The sequence below is a fragment of the Shewanella colwelliana genome (assembly GCF_001735525.1).
GTDB lineage: Bacteria > Pseudomonadota > Gammaproteobacteria > Enterobacterales > Shewanellaceae > Shewanella > Shewanella colwelliana.
Genome location: NZ_MCBT01000048.1, coordinates 313,439 through 331,366, shown reverse-complemented (window position 1 = coordinate 331,366; position 17,928 = coordinate 313,439). Strand labels below are relative to the sequence as shown.

Below are 17,928 nucleotides of genomic sequence, written 5' to 3'. Positions count from 1 at the left end.
CTAATTAATTGTTTTTAAGCGTTGATCATCAATATCAACCCCTTCAGGTACAACAAACTTAAATAGACTGCTTTGGCTATCAGAGACTGGTCCCTGCTCGGTTAAATTAAACTCACTGATATTGCCTTGCTGATCTTCGAGCGTCATCATGCTAAGACTATTGTCATCGAAACATACAGCCACTTTGGTCACGCCAGCGTCAATATCCTTGGGGACAATTTGGTAACAACGGTTTTCCAGCGTGACACTATATTGTTGCCAGGTCTTCTCGTCTCGATGCACTAAAAGTGCGATAGGTGATGCATCGATGGCCTGATTTAAATCAAGAACGGATACTTCCTCAGCAAAAGGGTTATAGATCCAAACATCATTGCCATCAGCAACAATTAATGATTCATCTGGCGAGGTTAGATGCCAATAGAATTGATTTGGAACTGACAACGCAAATGTACCGCTACCTTGCTGAATAACTTTGCCATTAATATCAGTAACAGTTTGACTAAACTCTGCATGCAGACTGTTTAGCTCTTCCAGTTTCTGCTTTAAAGAAGCCGAATCATCCGCCATCGCATTACTTACAACCATTAGTGGTAAGCTTAATGCGAGCATAGAAATTGGTTTTAACATCTATCTTCCTTAGTGAACATTACTATGACGTTCAAACTTAATAGTCTTTAGGTGGAGGTGGCGCTAACACTTCACGATTGCCGTTATGCCCTTGGGCACTCACGACACCTTGTGCCTCCATCTGTTCGATAATACGTGCTGCTCGGTTGTAGCCTATCTTAAACTTGCGCTGCACACTTGAAATTGAGCCTCGACGGGTTTCCGTCACAAATGCAACCGCTTCATCGTATAACGCATCCGTGTCCTCATCGAGTTCAGGCGTCTCACCGGGTAACAGCACTTGCTCACCCTCAGTGGAGCCTTGCAGAATTTCATCGATATATTGCGGCTTGCCTCTACTATGCCAATCAGCAACGACAGCATGTACCTCATGATCGTCAATAAAAGCCCCATGGACACGAATTGGAACACTGGTTCCCGGTGGCAAATAGAGCATATCCCCCATGCCCAGCAAAGTCTCGGCACCTTGTTGATCCAAAATAGTCCGCGAGTCAATTCTAGAGGAAACTTGGAACGCCATACGAGTGGGAATGTTGGCTTTAATGAGTCCAGTAATCACATCTACCGATGGACGCTGGGTTGCCAAAATCAGGTGAATACCCGCAGCGCGTGCTTTCTGTGCAATACGGGCTATTAACTCTTCCACTTTTTTACCAACAATCATCATCATGTCAGCAAATTCGTCAACGACGACAACGATAGAAGGCAGCTTATCCAACTCTGGCGCTTCTTCTTCCATGCTATCTTGTGAGCGCCAAAGCGGATCGGTGATCACTTCGCCACGCTCTTTGGCGTCTTTTATCTTAACGTTGTAGCCCTTTAGATTACGGACCCCAAGTGCTGACATCAATTTATAGCGACGCTCCATCTCCCCTACACACCAACGTAGTGCATTAGCCGCTTCTTTCATGTCGGTCACCACTTCACATAGAAGATGTGGGATGCCTTCGTAGACAGAAAGCTCTAACATCTTAGGATCAATCATGATAAAGCGCACATCGTCAGGACCGGATTTGTACAGCAAACTGGTGATCATCACATTCACACCCACCGATTTACCCGAACCTGTCGTACCGGCAACCAATAGGTGCGGCATCTTGCCTAAATCGACGACAACAGGTTCACCAGCGATATCTTGGCCTAGCACCATACTCAAATGAGATGGGCTTTTCTCGAATGCTTCACTCCCTAACACATCTCGCATGTAAACCGTTTCACGGAACTTATTGGGTAGCTCGATACCGACGTAAGCTTTACCCGGAATCACCTCAACAACTCGGACACTCTCTGCTAACAAAGATCGCGCTAAATCCTTAGAAAGATTTGTTATTTTTGAAGCTTTCACCCCAGGAGCCAACTCTAACTCAAATCGCGTCACCACAGGACCAGGAAACACTCCTACGACATTAGCTACAATATTAAAATCAGCAAGCTTAACTTCGACTAAACGGGCAACCTGTTCGAGTTCTTCTTCACTTATCGGGTTTGCTTTGCGATTTGGTACATCCAATAATGATATGTCCGGTAGGGGCGTCATGGGTTTGGTTGGCTGCGCAGCCTCGCCTCCAGGTAGTACAACAATGCCATCGACTATTTTAGCTTTTTCTTGTGCGCGCTTGGCGGACGTTATAGCCCCCGTAGAATGTTTAGCATTGAAATCAATCTGGGTGTCGTCTGCAACGGCAAGATTTTCATCAGCAGTCACCGACAAAACGACTGAGTCATCGTCAAGATGGTCCTCATCAATCGCAGCCGCATTGATGCTTGGCATCGCAAATGTTCGTTTTGCTTGCTTTGTGGGAGCATCGATTTCACTCGCATCGTCGTCCAATAAATCGTCTTCATGTTGACGTTGAATACGCTTCTCTTTAAAACGATCAACAACAGACATAAAGCCCTTCGTATCGTCCGTCTCTGGGGCACTGGAAAACTTTTCTGGTAAGGTTTTTAACCATTTAAACAACCACAGAGTTGCATAACCAACAGCATCAACGACCGTTAGCCAACTAATGCCTGTTAACAGCGTAAAACCCGCACCGACAAAGCACAGTAATAACAGGGTTGTTCCAAGTTGATTAAAATAGGGCAACATAGCACCAGCAATAACATCACCCGAGACACCGCCAGCTGAAAACTCATAGATATCCTGAGCGTTCATGCTCGCCAACGCAGCAAGACTAAACATGATCAGCAAAAAGCCAATGAGTCTAAGGCCAACTGAAAAGTAATCAATTTCTAACAGTTTATGAATGCGCTTAAAGAGCAGCCAACCCGTCAGCGCCACAATGATTGGGATAATATAAGCGGTATAACCAAAAAAATAGAACAGCACATCAGCGACCCATGCCCCTACAGCACCAGTAACATTATTTATTTGCCCTTCAAAGTTTGACTGGCTCCACCCCGGATCCGACGAGTGAAAACTACTTAAGGCCAGTAATATAAATGTAGCAACCATACAGCAAAGGATAAGCCCACCTTCAAGCAGACGCTGCAAACCACTAAGTGTTTTGACACTATTTCCCTTAGACAAACGAAAACCCACAATGAAGAAATGACAGGTGAAACTAAGATATCAAAATAATTGAACTGATGCAGCGTTTTCCCTAAGGATACAGATGAATAGCTGTTAATCTAATGTTTGTTGCGCAAATAATATTCAGCATAAAAAAAAGGAGCTATAAAAGCTCCTTTTTACCGACATAAATCGATTTATGACTCAAGCGTTACATTGATAGCAACTCTATTGGTTTGCTTAACTTCTTCCATAACTACGTATGTACGAGTATCAGAAACAGAAGGCAACTTCAGTAAAGTTTCTCCTAACAAGCGACGGTATGCAGACATATCTGATACGCGAGTCTTCAATAAATAGTCGAAATCACCAGACACCAAATGACATTCTTGAATATCATCTAATAACTGTACAGCCCGATTAAATTTATCAAATACTTCCGCGGTATCACGATTGAGCGTGATCTCCACAAACACTAACAAAGACGCCCCTAAATAATGAGGGTTTACTAATGCTGTATATCCATTGATGTAACCTTGCTTTTCGAGTCTTTTAACTCTCTCTAAACAGGGTGTGGGACTCAGCCCAACACGCTTTGAAAGTTCAACATTAGAAATGCGACCATCAATTTGCAACTCGTTAAGTATGTTACGATCGATCCGATCTAAGTCTTTTATAGGACTCTTTTTATTATTAACCATATTTTTAACCTTGCTTTATCACTAAAACAACATTTACAACTGCGTATGTCTAAACTTCAGCAGCATTAACTGCTGAAGTGATACTATACTAGATTTCCCTGAAACAATCACGTTCAGGACATATAAAATAACAATTCAACCCACAAAAAATGGGTTTTTATGCATTTTGAGGCTCGAAGATGATAATTGGTGTACCTAAAGAAATCAAAAACCACGAGTATCGTGTTGGTATGGTTCCGTCAAGTGTCCGCGAATTGACCAGCAAAGGTCATGACGTTTACGTTGAGACAAATGCCGGTTCAGGAATTGGATTTAGCGATCAGGACTATGTAGATGTAGGCGCTTCAATCTTAAGTACTGCTGCCGAAGTATTTGCCACAGCAGAGATGATTGTAAAGGTAAAAGAGCCTCAAGCAGTTGAGCGTGCAATGTTACGTGAAGACCAATTGCTATTTACCTATCTTCACCTTGCTCCAGACTTACCACAAACAGAAGATCTGGTTAAAAGTGGTGCTGTTTGTATTGCCTACGAAACAGTAACCGACAATCGCGGTGGATTACCCCTTCTCGCGCCTATGTCAGAAGTTGCTGGCCGCATGTCTATTCAAGCCGGTGCAATGGCCTTAGAGAAATCTAAAGGTGGTCGCGGTATGTTACTCGGCGGCGTACCCGGTGTTGAGCCTGCCAAAGTCGTTATTATTGGCGGCGGTATGGTTGGTACAAATGCGGCACAAATGGCAGTAGGTCTAGGTGCAGATGTGGTTATTTTAGACCGCAGCATTGATGCACTACGCCGATTGAATGCGCAGTTCGATAATCGCGTTAAAGCGATTTATTCGACAGCTGATGCAATTGAAAAGCATGTCCTTGAAGCTGATCTTGTGATCGGTGGTGTACTGGTACCAGGAGCCGCGGCGCCTAAACTTGTCACTAAAGAACATATCAAGCAGATGAAACCTGGTAGTGCAATCGTTGATGTTGCCATTGACCAAGGCGGTTGTGTTGAAACTTCGCATGCGACAACTCACCAAGATCCGACTTATATCGTCGATGATGTCGTCCATTACTGTGTAGCAAATATGCCAGGAGCGGTTGCCCGCACCTCAACATTTGCGCTAAATAACGCAACACTACCATACATAATGAAGTTAGCTGACCTAGGTTACCGCAAAGCACTGCTTCAAGATCAGCACTTGCTAAACGGTCTAAACGTTATGCACGGCAAGATCACTTGTAAAGAAGTGGCAGAGGCGTTAAACCTTGAGTTTGTTAATCCAAGTGTTTTACTTGGCTAATCGGTTTTAGCGGTAAAACAAGGGAGCCAGATGGCTCCCTTTTTCGATTAGAACAATCTAAAAGATTGGCTTTACCCTAAGGCGTAAATTTCCTACAATCGCTTCAATTCGCTAAAGGCACGGAGAAAAAGATGAGCCAAGCTAGACACTGTAACTTACTAATCCTGGGTTCTGGCCCTGCAGGCTACACGGCAGCAGTATATGCTGCTAGAGCTAACTTAAAGCCTGTGATGATCACAGGGCTGCAGCAAGGTGGTCAATTGACCACAACAACAGAGGTCGAAAACTGGCCAGGTGATGCAGATGATTTAACCGGTCCTGCATTAATGGAACGGATGCAGAAACATGCTGAAAAATTTGATACCGAAATCATTTTCGACCATATCAATGAAGTCAACCTTGAAGTTCGTCCCTTCCAACTAAAAGGCGACAGTGGAGAATATACCTGCGATGCGTTGATCATCTCAACGGGTGCTTCAGCCATGTATTTGGGCTTAGATTCTGAAGAGGCTTTCAAAGGTAAAGGTGTATCAGCCTGTGCAACCTGTGACGGATTTTTCTACCGTAACCAGAAAGTAGCTGTGATTGGTGGTGGTAATACCGCTGTTGAAGAAGCGCTTTATTTAAGCAATATCGCTTCAGAAGTACACCTAGTTCACCGTCGTGATACTTTTCGCTCAGAGAAAATATTAACTAAGCGTCTCATGGATAAGGTCGAAAATGGAAATATTATTCTGCACTTAGACAACACGTTGGACGAGGTTGTTGGTGACAAGATGGGTGTTACAGGCCTCAAAATGAAGAGCACTAAAGATGGCGCTATTAAAGAAATAGATGTCATGGGTGTATTTGTAGCGATAGGTCACAAACCTAATACGGAAATGTTTGCTGGTCAATTAGAAATGAACCACGGTTACATCAAGGTACAAAGTGGTCTGGACGGTAACGCGACACAAACGAGCATTGAAGGTGTATTTGCTGCAGGTGATGTGATGGATCAACACTATCGCCAAGCGATCACCTCAGCTGGCACTGGTTGTATGGCTGCGCTAGATGCTGAGCGCTACCTAGACGCGAAGTAAACAGCTAAATTGTCTATTAAAAAACAGGCTCAGGCCTGTTTTTTTTTGCATTTCTCTCATAAAAAAAGGGACCCTAAGGTCCCTTTTAAAGCAATACATACTAATTACTTAGCTAATGCTTCTTTTGCTTTTTCAACTAAAGTTGCAAATACAACTTTGTCGAATACAGCGATGTCTGCCAAAATCTTACGATCGATTTCAATAGACGCTTTCTTAAGACCGTTGATGAAACGGCTATAAGACAGACCATTTTGACGAGAAGCCGCATTGATACGTGCAATCCATAGTTGACGGAATTGACGTTTCTTTTGGCGACGGTCACGGTAAGCATATTGACCAGCTTTAGTTACTGCTTGCTTAGCAACACGGTATGTACGTGAGCGAGCTCCGTAATAACCTTTAGCTAGTTTAAGTACTTTCTTGTGACGAGCACGAGCGGTTACACCACGCTTAACTCTAGGCATTGTTCTTTACTCCTTTAATTAAGCGTATGGTAGTTGACGTGCGATTGCTGGCACATCAGACTTTGCAACTAAACATTTTGCACGTAAGTGACGTTTACGCTTAGTGCTCTTCTTTGTCAAAATATGACGTAAATGGGCTTGCTTGCGCTTAAAACCGTTAGCGGTTTTCTTAAAACGCTTTTGTACACCCTTGTCTGTTTTCATTTTAGGCATTGCTAAAACTCCGCATTGGGACATTAATAAAACGCAAGGCGAGCAGAGACCTTAACAGACCCCTGCTACTTTTCTGGTTGCCTTACTATTTCTTTTTCGGCGCAAGAACCATCACAGCTTGACGACCTTCCATTTTTGGAAAAGCCTCCACAACTGCGATCTCAGCCAAATCATCTTTAATACGATTCAAAAGATTCATACCAAGACTTTGGTGAGCCATCTCGCGACCACGGAAACGAAGCGTTACTTTCGCTTTGTCGCCGTCATCAAGAAAACGCTTCAGGTTGCGTAGTTTTACCTGATAGTCGTTTTCATCAGTACCGGGACGGAATTTAATTTCCTTCACCTGTACGATTTTCTGCTTCTTCTTTTGTTCTTTTTGAGATTTAGCTTTATCAAAAAGGAACTTTCCGTAGTCCATAATGCGACATACAGGCGGCTCGGCATTTGGGCTAATCTCTACGAGATCAACACCAGCTTCATCAGCAAGCTCTTGCGCTTCTCTGAGGCTAACAATGCCTATTACTTCACCATCTAACCCACTAAGACGTACCTCAGGTACACCAACAATGAGTTCATTAATTCTGTTTGCCGCTGCTTTGCGCGCATCTGTTTTTTTGATCTTTATGACCTATTCCTCCAACATATTTAGACTACGGAGCGAAATCTGTTCTTTAACTTTGGCTGCAAAATCTTCGATTCGCATTTTACCAAGGTCAACACCATCTCTGGTTCGCACCGCTACTTCCCTATTTTCCATTTCTTGATCACCAATGACCAACAAATAGGGAACACGCCTTAGGGTGTGTTCGCGTATTTTAAAGCCTATCTTCTCATTCCTCAAGTCTTTCGAGGCACGAATTCCCTGATCTTTAAATAAATTGACTACTTCGTCAACATATTCTGACTGTTTATCAGTAATATTCATTACTACAGCTTGCACTGGTGCCAACCAAGTTGGGAATTTACCAGCATACTCTTCGATAAGAATACCAAGAAAACGTTCAAGTGAACCCAAAATTGCACGGTGGATCATCACTGGTGTTTGTCTACTGTTATCTTCTGCAACATATGTCGCACCAAGACGACCAGGTAATGCGTAATCCAATTGAACCGTTCCACACTGCCATGCTCTGTCTAAACAGTCATGCAGTGTAAATTCAATTTTAGGCCCATAGAAAGCACCCTCGCCTGGTAAGATCTCGTATTCAATCTCATTAGCAGTTAATGCGTCCATGAGCGCTTGTTCCGCCCTGTCCCACATTTCGTCTTCACCAATCCGCTTTTCTGGACGCGTCGACAGTTTTACCACGATATCTTTAAAACCAAAAGTTTCGTAAGTGTCGTAAACCATCTTAATACAAGCACTGACTTCCTGCTGTACTTGATCTTCGGTACAGAACACATGAGCGTCATCTTGAGTAAAGCCGCGGACGCGCATCAAGCCATGGAGCGATCCTGATGGTTCATTACGATGGCAACAACCAAACTCGGCCATACGTAATGGCAGATCGCGATAAGATTTCAAACCTTGATTAAAGATCTGCACATGACCTGGGCAGTTCATTGGTTTTACTGCGTATTCGCGGTTTTCAGAGTGAGTGGTGAACATGGCTTCTGAATATTTATCCCAGTGACCAGAACGTTCCCACAACACGCGATCCATCATCAACGGACCTTTTACCTCTTGATAGGTATATTGACCAAGCTTTTGGCGAATAAACTTCTCAAGTTCTAGGAATAGGCTCCAACCATCGTTGTGCCAAAACACCATTCCTGGTGCTTCCTCTTGCATATGATAAAGATCAAGCTGCTTACCAATCTTACGATGGTCACGCTTCGCAGCTTCTTCTAGGCGATTTAGGTGAGCCTTAAGCGCTTTTTTATCTGCCCAAGCCGTACCATATACGCGTTGTAGCATCTTATTGTCTGAATTACCCCGCCAGTAGGCACCGGCAACGCTCATCAGCTTAAAGTGGTGGCAGAACTTCATGTTTGGTACATGAGGTCCGCGGCACATATCCACATATTCTTCATGATGATATAACGCTGGCGAGTCATCCTTGCTGATGTTTTCATCAAGAATCGCCATTTTGTATGTTTCACCACGAGCCTCAAATGCATCCCGGGCTTCTTGCCAACTCACCACGTTCTTAACAACGGCATAATCGGTCTTTGCTAGCTTAAGCATGCGCTTCTCTAGCTCGGCTACATCTTCCTCGGTCAACTTGTGATCTAAATCGATGTCGTAATAAAAGCCATTATCGATAACTGGACCAATTGCCATTTTAGTTTCTGGCCACATCTGCTTGATTGCATGTCCAAGCAAGTGAGCACAAGAGTGACGCAAAATTTCTACGCCTTCCGCATCTTTTGCGGTAATGATCGACAGTTCTGCGTCGTTTTCAATTAAATCGCAAGCATCTTTTAGCTCACCATTTACACGACCAGCAATACATGCTTTGGCCAAGCCAGGTCCGATATCGGCTGCGACGTCTAAAGTTGAAACAGCGTGAGCAAACTCGCGTTTACTGCCGTCAGGAAGAGTGATTACAGGCATGAAAATTCCTTATCCAGTGGTGACCCCCACGTAGGGCCACTTGGTCATTTTAATAAAAGAGGTAGGTAGCTTAAGAGCAAAACATTACTGGAGTTTTGGTGGTCTCAGATACCAGGCTGCCATTCTAGGTGTCCTATAGATAAATCGCAAGCGCTTAGCCCTCCAGTTATACAGGAAGCGCAAAGAATATACGCGATCGGTAACAAACCACCACACAATGGTAATTTTGTCATCGTTTTTCCATTGAACTGTCATCAATTTACCATCTATGTTCCCTATTATTCGTCACACCTAGCCACACCAATCGGAACTGGATTAATCCTATGCTTAAACTTTTATTGTTAACGGCTTCACTTTTCTCTGCTGACACTGAGGCAAATGGGAAATTAGAGCAAAATAACTACAGTTTGATAGTCAAGGCGCAGTCAAAAGGTGTTAACCCGCCAAACTTCAACACCCAGGCATTAGCACTAGAGATTGAAAAGTCACTTACTGAGCAATTGCTACAGATAAAAAATGCAGACACCATTGAAACAACCACCTTATCTTGGCAAAGAGAGACAAAAATCACAGCCTCTTTTATTGCAGATTAGTTCAGGCGGAGGCACTCTGGCATAGATCATTACCAAATTATTTAGCCAATATTAAGTGATAATCGTAATCGCACTAAACCATTAATTATTCTGATGGTTAATGCCTAAGGCATAGGGTTCAGCCTTGTCGCCATTAGCCGTCTCCAATGGCTCACCTTAAACTCAATGAATAATTTTCATCAATTAATTGCATAAATAACAATGCATAATCAATATTAAATGAGATACCGCTCCATAAAAATTAAAATTTTTCACTACACTCATTATCCCTTCGCTTCTAATCCTATGGACTATAATCAGACAAAGCATGTGGCAGTGAATGTGCACCCACTTTTCAGGTTAGCGACTTTTTGATTGACGCCTAGCACTATTTCCCGCGCTCAAACCTCAATAACGTCGTGATAAAAAACATGTGATTTGCTATCGGCAATGGAGCATCAAGATGAAAGTCATTCAACAAGTGATCTATTGCCCACATTGTGGGCATCATCAACACATCAGTTTGGACATCAGCGGCGGCGATCAAGACTACTACGATGATTGCCGGGTATGTTGTAACCCTATCCATATGCGGACACATATCGACGCAGCAAGTCACAAAGTAGAACTGTTTATCGACTCTGATGACGAACAGTTCTACTAACTTGGAATCTTAATATCAACCCAGCCTTTGCGCTAACACACGTTCGACCGTATCCACAATAGCTTGAGTTTGACTATCAATCTCAATGTTGATCTCATCACCTTCGGCATAGCTATCTAGATTAGTTAATTTTAACGTCTCAGGGATAAGATGAAGCATAAAGCTATTTTCTGTTACCTTGCCAACCGTCAAACTGCAACCATTTACACCAACAAAACCTTTGTAAAGTATGTATTTCATCCAATCAGGAGCGACGGTTAAACACAGGTCATAATGTTCATCGGTAACACTCACCGACTTCACTTTGGCAACAGTATGGATATGGCCCGAAAGAATATGGCCACCAATCTCACTACCAAAGGTTAATGATCTTTCTATATTAACCTGTGATCCAACGCTCAATTTACAGAGGTTGGTCACATGAAGCGTCTCTTCCATTACATCGAAAAACACCCTATCATCATCGACTCGAGTAACTGTTAAACAAACACCGTTATTTGCGACACTTGCCCCTAACAAAAGTCCCTCGCGCAAATCCGGACCCATTGCGATCGCTAGCGTATTTAAACCCGGCTTTTTATCTATCGCCAACACTTCGCATGTTGCTTGAACTATACCTGTAAACATTTTATCTCTCGCTAGTATTAAGGGCTGTATTCATGAATCATTCTGGCTTTCAGGCCAAACGTTTAATCCAATTAGCATTACCCGTGCTAATTGCTCAAGTTACCCAAACCATGATGGGCTTCATTGATACGGTCATGGCCGGACGAGTCAGTGCCGTTGACATGGCAGCTGTAGCCATAGGCGGAAGCTTATGGCTACCCGCTTTGCTATTTGTGCAAGGGTTATTGCTGGCCTTTACGCCTGTATTCGCTCACCACCACGGCGCGGATGACCAAAAAGCAATCCAACCCATCGCCTTTCAAGCTGCCTATATTGCCATAATTGGCAGCGTCTTAGTGATCTCGTTTCTCTATTTTGCACCAGAGATCTTTAAACTAATGGGATTGGAGACACAGTTAGCAGCATTAAGTGTGCAATATCTATATGGCTTCGCCTGGGGAGTCCCCGCATTTGTGCTTTATCAGGTACTTCGTGGCTGTAGCGAAGGGATCTCATATACCTTACCCACCATGATAATAGGGTTTGTTGGCTTGGCGGTGAATATTCCTGCAAACTACATATTCATCTATGGTCATTTTGGTGTACCTGCAATGGGTGGTGCCGGCTGTGGTATCGCTACTGCTCTAGTTTTTTGGGCGATGTTTATCGCTATGGCGGTTTATATGCAGGCGCATTCGCGGTTCAAAGCCCTCGCTCCCTTCAGTGCATTTCATAAGCCTCAATGGACAACGATTTGGCAAATGACTAAACATGGTATGCCTATCGCTTTAGCACTCTTTTTTGAAGTCAGCTTATTTGCCATCATTGCACTGCTATTGGCCCCGCTTGGCGCAAACGTTGTTGCAGGGCATCAAATAGCCTTAAACTTCTCCTCTATTGTATTTATGTTGCCACTGTCTATTGGGATCGCGGTTTCAATAAGGGTCGGATACTATCTTGGCCAGGAGAAAGAACAAGTGGCTAAGTTAGTGACTAAAGTCGGCCTTACGATCGCTTTCAGTCTGGCACTGGTTACCGCCGTTATCACCGTGTTATTTAAAACGCAAATAGCCCTACTCTATAACAACAACCCTGAAGTAGTGACTTTAGCCGGCAGTCTTATGTTCTTAGCCGCGCTGTATCAGCTTTCAGACTCAGTACAAGTTGTTGCTGCTGGAGCACTTCGTGGTTATAAAGATACCAGAAGTGCTTTCTACATCACCTTGGTCTCCTATTGGGGAATAGGCATGCTTCTAGGTTATCTACTAGCACAAACCAATATCATTGTTCCCGCCATGGGAGCTCATGGTTTTTGGATTGGCCTAATTGCAGGTCTCACCAGCGCAGCACTGCTCTTTGCACTGAGACTTAAATATATACAAGGTAACCGTAATGCTGTTGTTAACCTTAGTTAACCTTAGTTAACCTTAGTTAACCTTAGTTAACCTACGATCCTCCAAGGTGACAATTTGTGCATCTTGGAGGATTAAACCTCAAGTTGTGCAGCAAATCGCCGTTTGAACAACAAAATCTGTTTTTTTACTTGCAACGAATACTAGAACCCTCGTAATATAGCGCTCGTTCGATGGCAACTGCCAACGTTCAGATAGAAATAAGACAATACAACCGTAGCTCAGTTGGTTAGAGCACTACCTTGACATGGTAGGGGTCGGTGGTTCGAATCCACTCGGTTGTACCAATCTTACATATCTCAATACAACCGTAGCTCAGTTGGTTAGAGCACTACCTTGACATGGTAGGGGTCGGTGGTTCGAATCCACTCGGTTGTACCACTTCTTTTATAGCAGAAGTTAAACAGTTATTAAGACTTAAAAATACGGACGCGGGATGGAGCAGTATGGTAGCTCGTCGGGCTCATAACCCGAAGGTCGTCGGTTCAAATCCGGCTCCCGCAACCAATTTTTAAGTAATAAGCCAGCGAAAGCTGGTTTTTTTATGCAAAAAATTTACCAACAATCTCTCCAGCCATATTATAGCAATCCCCCTGCGCCTCAACTCGGCTATTTGGCGGATACCCGAATCAGCATCATTATGTGCATAGATATCTTTAATGGTAACGCTCTGGCGGACACCGTTTTTTTATAGAAGTAAAACGATTAAAAAAATCAAAAGATTTCAGTGCAGCATACTTATATGAAAACTGGGCAAGGCTAATGCGATTTCAGTTAAGCAGATTGGTTGATAGTCGAACATTATAACTATAATTTTCGAGCTTTCGTCTGAGCACCCGACGTTGAGCGTTACCTAGCGCAACGCAGAGCTTAGACTCAACACTCTTATCAACAGCGATAAATTGGTATGTTACAGCTGCCAGATTAGGGGCTACACAGAGCAATAAACACGCTCCAAGTATCAATAATGCTTTCATCTTTGCTCTTTAGTGACCTTGCTTCTTACCAAGTAAACACTAATGATTCATCACCAAATTTTTTAACTCACACTGAATACGTTAAATTAAGGCGTGCTCATCGAATTTAAGCTCGACACCTTAACTCCTAATTAAAGGCGTTCAATCTAAAAGTGCTGTAACGCAAGCATGACCAAATGTACAAACCGTCAAACCGTCAAACCGTCAAACCGGCAAACCGTCAAACCAGATTTCAGTATGTTTCTCCCAATACATGAATATATCAGGCTTTAGCACAGTAAGTAGATAACAAAACACTATAAGGAGTTGTTAACTAACGTTTGTTATCTAGTTAGGTTTACAAACAACAAATTGTCGCTTTATCCTACTAAAATCTTAGAGAAAGTTATTTAAACTAGGTTACACTGCTAATGTCGATAGATGCTTGGAGCCGTGGATGAGTCAACGTACCTTAAACTCGATGTTCAAACCTAAATCAGTGGCCATTATTGGAGCCTCTAACGGTAAGAACCGAGCGGGAAATGTGGTAATGAAAAACCTCCTATCAGGTGGTTTTTCCGGCCCTATTATGCCAGTGACCCCCAAATATGAAGCGGTACTTGGTGTCCTTGCCTACCCAAACATCGAATCACTGCCTCTAAAGCCTGATTTAGCGATAATCTGTACTGCAGCACCTAAAGTCCCGGCCATTGTTGAGCGACTAGCGCAATTTGGTTGTAAAGTTGCCATTATTAACGCCTCTGGTATGGGTAATCAAACCGACGCTGACGGTAACAATTTATTGGAACTCACTCAGCAGCACGCTAAACGCTACGGTATGCGTATTTTAGGGCCCAATAGTCTGGGCATGATGCTACCCAACCTAGGGCTTAATGCAAGTTTGGCCCACACCAGCGCCCTACCCGGAAAGATTGCTTTTGTTTCCCAATCTGCCGCCATTTGTACTACCGTGCTCGACTGGGCAAATAACAAGGGGATCGGCTTTTCATCGTTCATATCATTGGGCGATGCCACTGATATCGAGTTCGATGAACTCCTCGACTTTTTGGGGAGAGATTCACGAACTACCGCCATTTTGCTGTATATCGACTCTATTAACGAAAAACGCCATTTCCTATCCGCCGCGCGCGCTGCTGCACGAAATAAACCTATTTTAGTGATTAAGTCAGGCCGTAGTTTAGAAGGCACAACAGCAGCAAAACTTCATACTGGCGGGATCGGCGGTAATGATGCGGTTTATGAAGCCGCCTTTCGCCGTGCAGGTATGCTAAGGGTGAACGACCTTATCGAACTCTTTGCAGCGGTTGAAACCTTAGCGCATTCGTCTCCTTTGCTTGGCGAACGTCTAGCCATTATGACTAACGGTGGAGGACCAGCCGTACTGGCGTTAGATCAATTGATGTTGGGCGGAGGCAAAGCTGCAACGCTGGACCGTGAGACTTTCCAAGCGCTCGATAGTTTTCTGCCTAACACTTGGTCAGGGCAAAACCCCGTGGATATAGGAGGTGATGCCGATGCGACTCGATATGCCCAAGTACTCGAAAAGTTAATGGACTCAAATATTGCCGACGCTATCTTGGTACTGCACTCCCCATCAGCGTTAGGAGATAGTGTTGAAATTGCCAATCAGCTCAGCAAATTAATCGCAAACCACCCCAATCGTAACCGAGTCAATGTACTCACCAACTGGAGTGGTGAGGACTCAGCGTATCAGGCACGAAAGCAGTTTAATCGTGCCGGCATTCCAACCTATCGAACCCCTGAGGGAGCGGTAGGTGCATTTATGCACATGGTAGAGTATCGTCGCAATCAGAAATTACTGCAGGAAGTGCCGCAATCGATTCCCGATAACCTGCCGACTAATGTCGAGTTGGCCAGGCAAACACTGCAAGCTGCATTAGAAAAGAAAAAGCGCGTGCTTGAAACTCACGAGTCCACACAAATTCTCAAAGCCTATGGGCTCAATACCATAGAAACCTTTTTCGCTAACAATGCGGCAGAGGCTGGCGAGATAGCCCAAGAGCTTGGCTTTCCTGTTGCCCTAAAAGTTCAGTCACCAGATATCCATCATAAATCAGATGTTCATGGCGTAATGCTGAATTTAACGTCAAAACAGGAGGTGGTGCACGCAGCTGACGCAATTATGTCTCGCGTACACAGTCTAAATGAACAAGCACGTATTGAAGGCATTATCGTGCAAAAAATGGCGTTAACGGCTGGCGCACAAGAGATACGTGTAGCAGTGATCAACGATCCAGTGTTTGGCCCAGCCATTTTGCTTGGCGAAGGAGGTTCTGAATGGCAACCAGCAACCGATGCTGCGGTAGCACTACCGCCACTGAATATGACATTAGCGCGTTATATGGTGATCCAAGCGCTTAAAACCCACAAACTTAAAGACAGGCATCTGCCACTTGGGTTAAATATGCATGCCCTATGTGTGCTGCTCACTCAAATTTCACACCTAATCATCGATTGCCCAGAGATACAGGGACTCGATCTTAACCCTGTACTCTGTGCTGGTGAAAAAATCACCTTGCTTGATGTTAACATCCAGCTACAAGAAAGCCCTCAAGACAATTCGACTCGATTGGCTATCTGTCCCTACCCTAAAGAGCTCGAACAGCGGGCTCAACTGAAAAATGGCCGCGACATCATGCTACGCCCAATTTTGCCAGAAGATGAACCTAAACATCTCGCATTTGACAACTCTCTGTCAGATGAAGACAGGTATAAGCGCTATTTTGGTGTGCGCTCGAAAATGACACATGAAGAGATGGCAGTCTTAACCCAAATTGACTACGCACGGGAAATGGCTTTTATCGCCACCGCCAAGGGAGACGATGGTGAAGAGATAACCTTAGGTGCGATCCGTGCTTCGATTGATCCAGATAATACAGAAGCTGAGTTTGCCATGGCAGTTCGAAGCGACCATCAAGGCCAAGGTTTGGGGAAATTATTGCTGGAAAAACTGATCGACTATTACAAAGCTAATGATACCGAAGTATTGACGGGATTTACCATGTTTGAAAACCGTTCGATGGCTAATCTGGCAAAGCGCTTAGGTTTTACCGTGACGTTTGATATGGAAGAGCATTTAATAAAAATGGATATGGCATTGAAGCCTACGCCAAATAAATAGTCGTTTTAAAAAATAAAATAAAGCGAGGTTTTAGCCTCGCTTTATTTTATTTCAATCAACCTTTAACGCAGTTTCGCCCTGATGACTTCGCACGATAAAGCGCTTCATCAGCACGCACAAAATAGGTTTCTCTGTCATCATCATGCCCTAACGTTGCAATACCGATCGAAACGGTGATCGCACCCAATGACAGCTTCTTATCTTTACCGACCGTGAGTTTTTTCTCTGCTATACGGCTACGTAACTGCTCAGCAACCACTAATGCACCGGTATGATCGGTATCAGGCAGTAAAACAACAAATTCCTCGCCCCCATAGCGAGCCACAAAATCTTCGCCCCGCACTCCCTGTTTTAACGCTAGCGCAATATAAGCTAATACTTTGTCACCAATCACATGGCCGTGGGTGTCATTAAAATTCTTAAACTTATCAATATCGATAATTAGCAAACTACTATTAACAGCATCCGTTTTATAGCGTTGTAAATGCTCTAAAACTTCTTCGTCAAACGCACGTCTATTGTGTAGCGATGTCAGTTGATCAGTCATGGCAACTAAGTTTAAGTTCTCCATTTCTGACTTCAGAGATTGCACCTCATCACTCATGACTATGAGGCTTTTTTCCATCTCTTGATTACTATTGACTACTTCGCTGACTTCGTCGGCCAGCGTATCAATTAGCCGTGTTAATGTCTCCGGATCTGGCGCACTTTTAATGTCGGTCTGAAACTCATTAAGTGTTTGGCTAAAACGTTCTGTGCCATGGCTCATTTTAGACAACTTACTCATTAAGCCATTAATTAATAGCTGAGTTTCCACCTGTACATTTTCAATGATTTCTGGCGATTTTTCTTGAATAAAATTACTATGTAGTCCTGCATTAACTTCTGCGGTAAACGCCACCTTATTCGATAGTAATCCGTCTATCGCTCTTTTTAGGTCTAAGTTAACACCACGAAAATACTCGTACCAAACTGAGTAGTTATCTGGTGTTACAGGAATATTTAACTCAGACATCTTAGGCACCGCATGCCTAAGGATTTTCGCCGAAAGTTCCGTATCTGTCAGGTGCTTAGCTAAATTCATAGATAATCGCCATG

At 43.7% G+C, this 17,928-nt stretch carries 15 protein-coding genes and 3 tRNA genes; 9 read left to right on the top strand and 9 right to left on the bottom strand.

Features of this window, described 5'->3' with window-relative positions:
- The 3 genes from lolA to lrp form a co-directional block, all read right to left on the bottom strand.
- The gene (gene lolA, locus BEL05_RS19290) at positions 1-627 is read right to left on the bottom strand and encodes an outer membrane lipoprotein periplasmic chaperone LolA (RefSeq protein WP_069669923.1); all 627 of its coding nucleotides are present in this window, start codon (positions 625-627) and stop codon (positions 1-3) included.
- A 37-nt stretch (positions 628-664) separates the two neighbouring features.
- Entirely contained in the window at positions 665-3,160 is a 2,496-nt protein-coding gene (locus tag BEL05_RS19285) for a DNA translocase FtsK (RefSeq protein ID WP_069670037.1), read from the bottom strand.
- A 179-nt stretch (positions 3,161-3,339) separates the two neighbouring features.
- Entirely contained in the window at positions 3,340-3,843 is a 504-nt protein-coding gene (lrp, locus tag BEL05_RS19280; RefSeq protein WP_028765064.1) for a leucine-responsive transcriptional regulator Lrp, read from the bottom strand.
- Positions 3,844-4,022: 179 nt separating this feature from the next.
- Between lrp and ald the strand changes: the two genes are divergently transcribed.
- Positions 4,023-5,138, top strand: a complete 1,116-nt coding sequence (gene ald, locus BEL05_RS19275; RefSeq protein ID WP_028765063.1) for an alanine dehydrogenase — start codon at positions 4,023-4,025, stop codon at positions 5,136-5,138.
- A 131-nt stretch (positions 5,139-5,269) separates the two neighbouring features.
- Positions 5,270-6,220, top strand: a complete 951-nt coding sequence (gene trxB / locus BEL05_RS19270; RefSeq protein ID WP_028765062.1) for a thioredoxin-disulfide reductase — start codon at positions 5,270-5,272, stop codon at positions 6,218-6,220.
- Positions 6,221-6,324: 104 nt separating this feature from the next.
- Here trxB and rplT read toward each other — a convergent pair whose 3' ends face one another.
- The 4 genes from rplT to thrS form a co-directional block, all read right to left on the bottom strand.
- Complete coding sequence (gene rplT / locus BEL05_RS19265; RefSeq protein WP_011865827.1) at positions 6,325-6,684, bottom strand: 50S ribosomal protein L20; 360 nt, start codon at positions 6,682-6,684, stop codon at positions 6,325-6,327.
- A gap of 18 nt (positions 6,685-6,702) precedes the next feature.
- Positions 6,703-6,897 carry a 50S ribosomal protein L35 gene (gene rpmI / locus BEL05_RS19260; RefSeq protein ID WP_011865828.1) on the bottom strand — a complete coding sequence of 65 codons (195 nt, stop codon included), beginning with the start codon at positions 6,895-6,897 and terminating at the stop codon, positions 6,703-6,705.
- A gap of 85 nt (positions 6,898-6,982) precedes the next feature.
- The gene (gene infC / locus BEL05_RS20820) at positions 6,983-7,525 is read right to left on the bottom strand and encodes a translation initiation factor IF-3 (protein ID WP_081730742.1); all 543 of its coding nucleotides are present in this window, start codon (positions 7,523-7,525) and stop codon (positions 6,983-6,985) included.
- Positions 7,526-7,528: 3 nt separating this feature from the next.
- Positions 7,529-9,457 (bottom strand): threonine--tRNA ligase, encoded by a 1,929-nt coding sequence (gene thrS / locus BEL05_RS19250; protein ID WP_028765060.1) that lies wholly within the window; start codon positions 9,455-9,457, stop codon positions 7,529-7,531.
- A gap of 323 nt (positions 9,458-9,780) precedes the next feature.
- Here thrS and BEL05_RS19245 point away from each other — a divergent pair, with 323 nt between their 5' ends.
- Together BEL05_RS19245 and BEL05_RS19240 are read left to right on the top strand one after the other, a co-directional pair.
- Entirely contained in the window at positions 9,781-10,050 is a 270-nt protein-coding gene (locus BEL05_RS19245; RefSeq protein WP_028765059.1) for a hypothetical protein, read from the top strand.
- 442 nt (positions 10,051-10,492) lie between these two features.
- Positions 10,493-10,693 (top strand): CPXCG motif-containing cysteine-rich protein, encoded by a 201-nt coding sequence (locus BEL05_RS19240; RefSeq protein ID WP_028765058.1) that lies wholly within the window; start codon positions 10,493-10,495, stop codon positions 10,691-10,693.
- Between the two features lie 15 nt (positions 10,694-10,708).
- Here BEL05_RS19240 and BEL05_RS19235 read toward each other — a convergent pair whose 3' ends face one another.
- The gene (locus tag BEL05_RS19235; protein ID WP_069669924.1) at positions 10,709-11,320 is read right to left on the bottom strand and encodes a riboflavin synthase; all 612 of its coding nucleotides are present in this window, start codon (positions 11,318-11,320) and stop codon (positions 10,709-10,711) included.
- 32 nt (positions 11,321-11,352) lie between these two features.
- Here BEL05_RS19235 and BEL05_RS19230 point away from each other — a divergent pair, with 32 nt between their 5' ends.
- The 5 genes from BEL05_RS19230 (at position 11,353) to BEL05_RS19205 (ending at position 16,830) form a co-directional block, all read left to right on the top strand.
- Entirely contained in the window at positions 11,353-12,714 is a 1,362-nt protein-coding gene (locus tag BEL05_RS19230; RefSeq protein ID WP_028765056.1) for an MATE family efflux transporter, read from the top strand.
- A 207-nt stretch (positions 12,715-12,921) separates the two neighbouring features.
- A tRNA-Val gene (locus BEL05_RS19225) sits at positions 12,922-12,998 on the top strand.
- Positions 12,999-13,015: 17 nt separating this feature from the next.
- A tRNA-Val gene (locus BEL05_RS19220) sits at positions 13,016-13,092 on the top strand.
- A gap of 49 nt (positions 13,093-13,141) precedes the next feature.
- Positions 13,142-13,218 (top strand) — tRNA-Met (locus BEL05_RS19215).
- Between the two features lie 906 nt (positions 13,219-14,124).
- Positions 14,125-16,830, top strand: coding sequence for a bifunctional acetate--CoA ligase family protein/GNAT family N-acetyltransferase (locus BEL05_RS19205; protein WP_069669926.1), 2,706 nt, complete (start codon positions 14,125-14,127; stop codon positions 16,828-16,830).
- Between the two features lie 55 nt (positions 16,831-16,885).
- On the opposite strand, the gene BEL05_RS19200 is transcribed toward BEL05_RS19205, so the two are convergent.
- Positions 16,886-17,914: a GGDEF domain-containing protein gene (locus tag BEL05_RS19200; RefSeq protein ID WP_069669927.1), complete on the bottom strand. Its 1,029-nt coding sequence runs from the start codon at positions 17,912-17,914 to the stop codon at positions 16,886-16,888.
- Between the last annotated feature and the right edge of the window lie 14 nt (positions 17,915-17,928).

Excerpts from the sequence above, each read along its gene's own strand:
- BEL05_RS19240 (WP_028765058.1), top strand. The coding sequence starts at position 10,493 with ATGAAAGTCATTCAACAAGTGATCTATTGCCCACATTGTGGGCATCAT.
- BEL05_RS19235 (WP_069669924.1), bottom strand. The coding sequence starts at position 11,320 with ATGTTTACAGGTATAGTTCAAGCAACATGCGAAGTGTTGGCGATAGAT.
- BEL05_RS19200 (WP_069669927.1), bottom strand. The coding sequence starts at position 17,914 with ATGAATTTAGCTAAGCACCTGACAGATACGGAACTTTCGGCGAAAATC.
- rplT (WP_011865827.1), bottom strand. The coding sequence starts at position 6,684 with ATGCCTAGAGTTAAGCGTGGTGTAACCGCTCGTGCTCGTCACAAGAAA.
- BEL05_RS19245 (WP_028765059.1), top strand. The coding sequence starts at position 9,781 with ATGCTTAAACTTTTATTGTTAACGGCTTCACTTTTCTCTGCTGACACT.
- ald (WP_028765063.1), top strand. The coding sequence starts at position 4,023 with ATGATAATTGGTGTACCTAAAGAAATCAAAAACCACGAGTATCGTGTT.
- lrp (WP_028765064.1), bottom strand. The coding sequence starts at position 3,843 with ATGGTTAATAATAAAAAGAGTCCTATAAAAGACTTAGATCGGATCGAT.
- lolA (WP_069669923.1), bottom strand. The coding sequence starts at position 627 with ATGTTAAAACCAATTTCTATGCTCGCATTAAGCTTACCACTAATGGTT.
- BEL05_RS19230 (WP_028765056.1), top strand. The coding sequence starts at position 11,353 with ATGAATCATTCTGGCTTTCAGGCCAAACGTTTAATCCAATTAGCATTA.
- BEL05_RS19205 (WP_069669926.1), top strand. The coding sequence starts at position 14,125 with ATGAGTCAACGTACCTTAAACTCGATGTTCAAACCTAAATCAGTGGCC.
- rpmI (WP_011865828.1), bottom strand. The coding sequence starts at position 6,897 with ATGCCTAAAATGAAAACAGACAAGGGTGTACAAAAGCGTTTTAAGAAA.
- thrS (WP_028765060.1), bottom strand. The coding sequence starts at position 9,457 with ATGCCTGTAATCACTCTTCCTGACGGCAGTAAACGCGAGTTTGCTCAC.
- trxB (WP_028765062.1), top strand. The coding sequence starts at position 5,270 with ATGAGCCAAGCTAGACACTGTAACTTACTAATCCTGGGTTCTGGCCCT.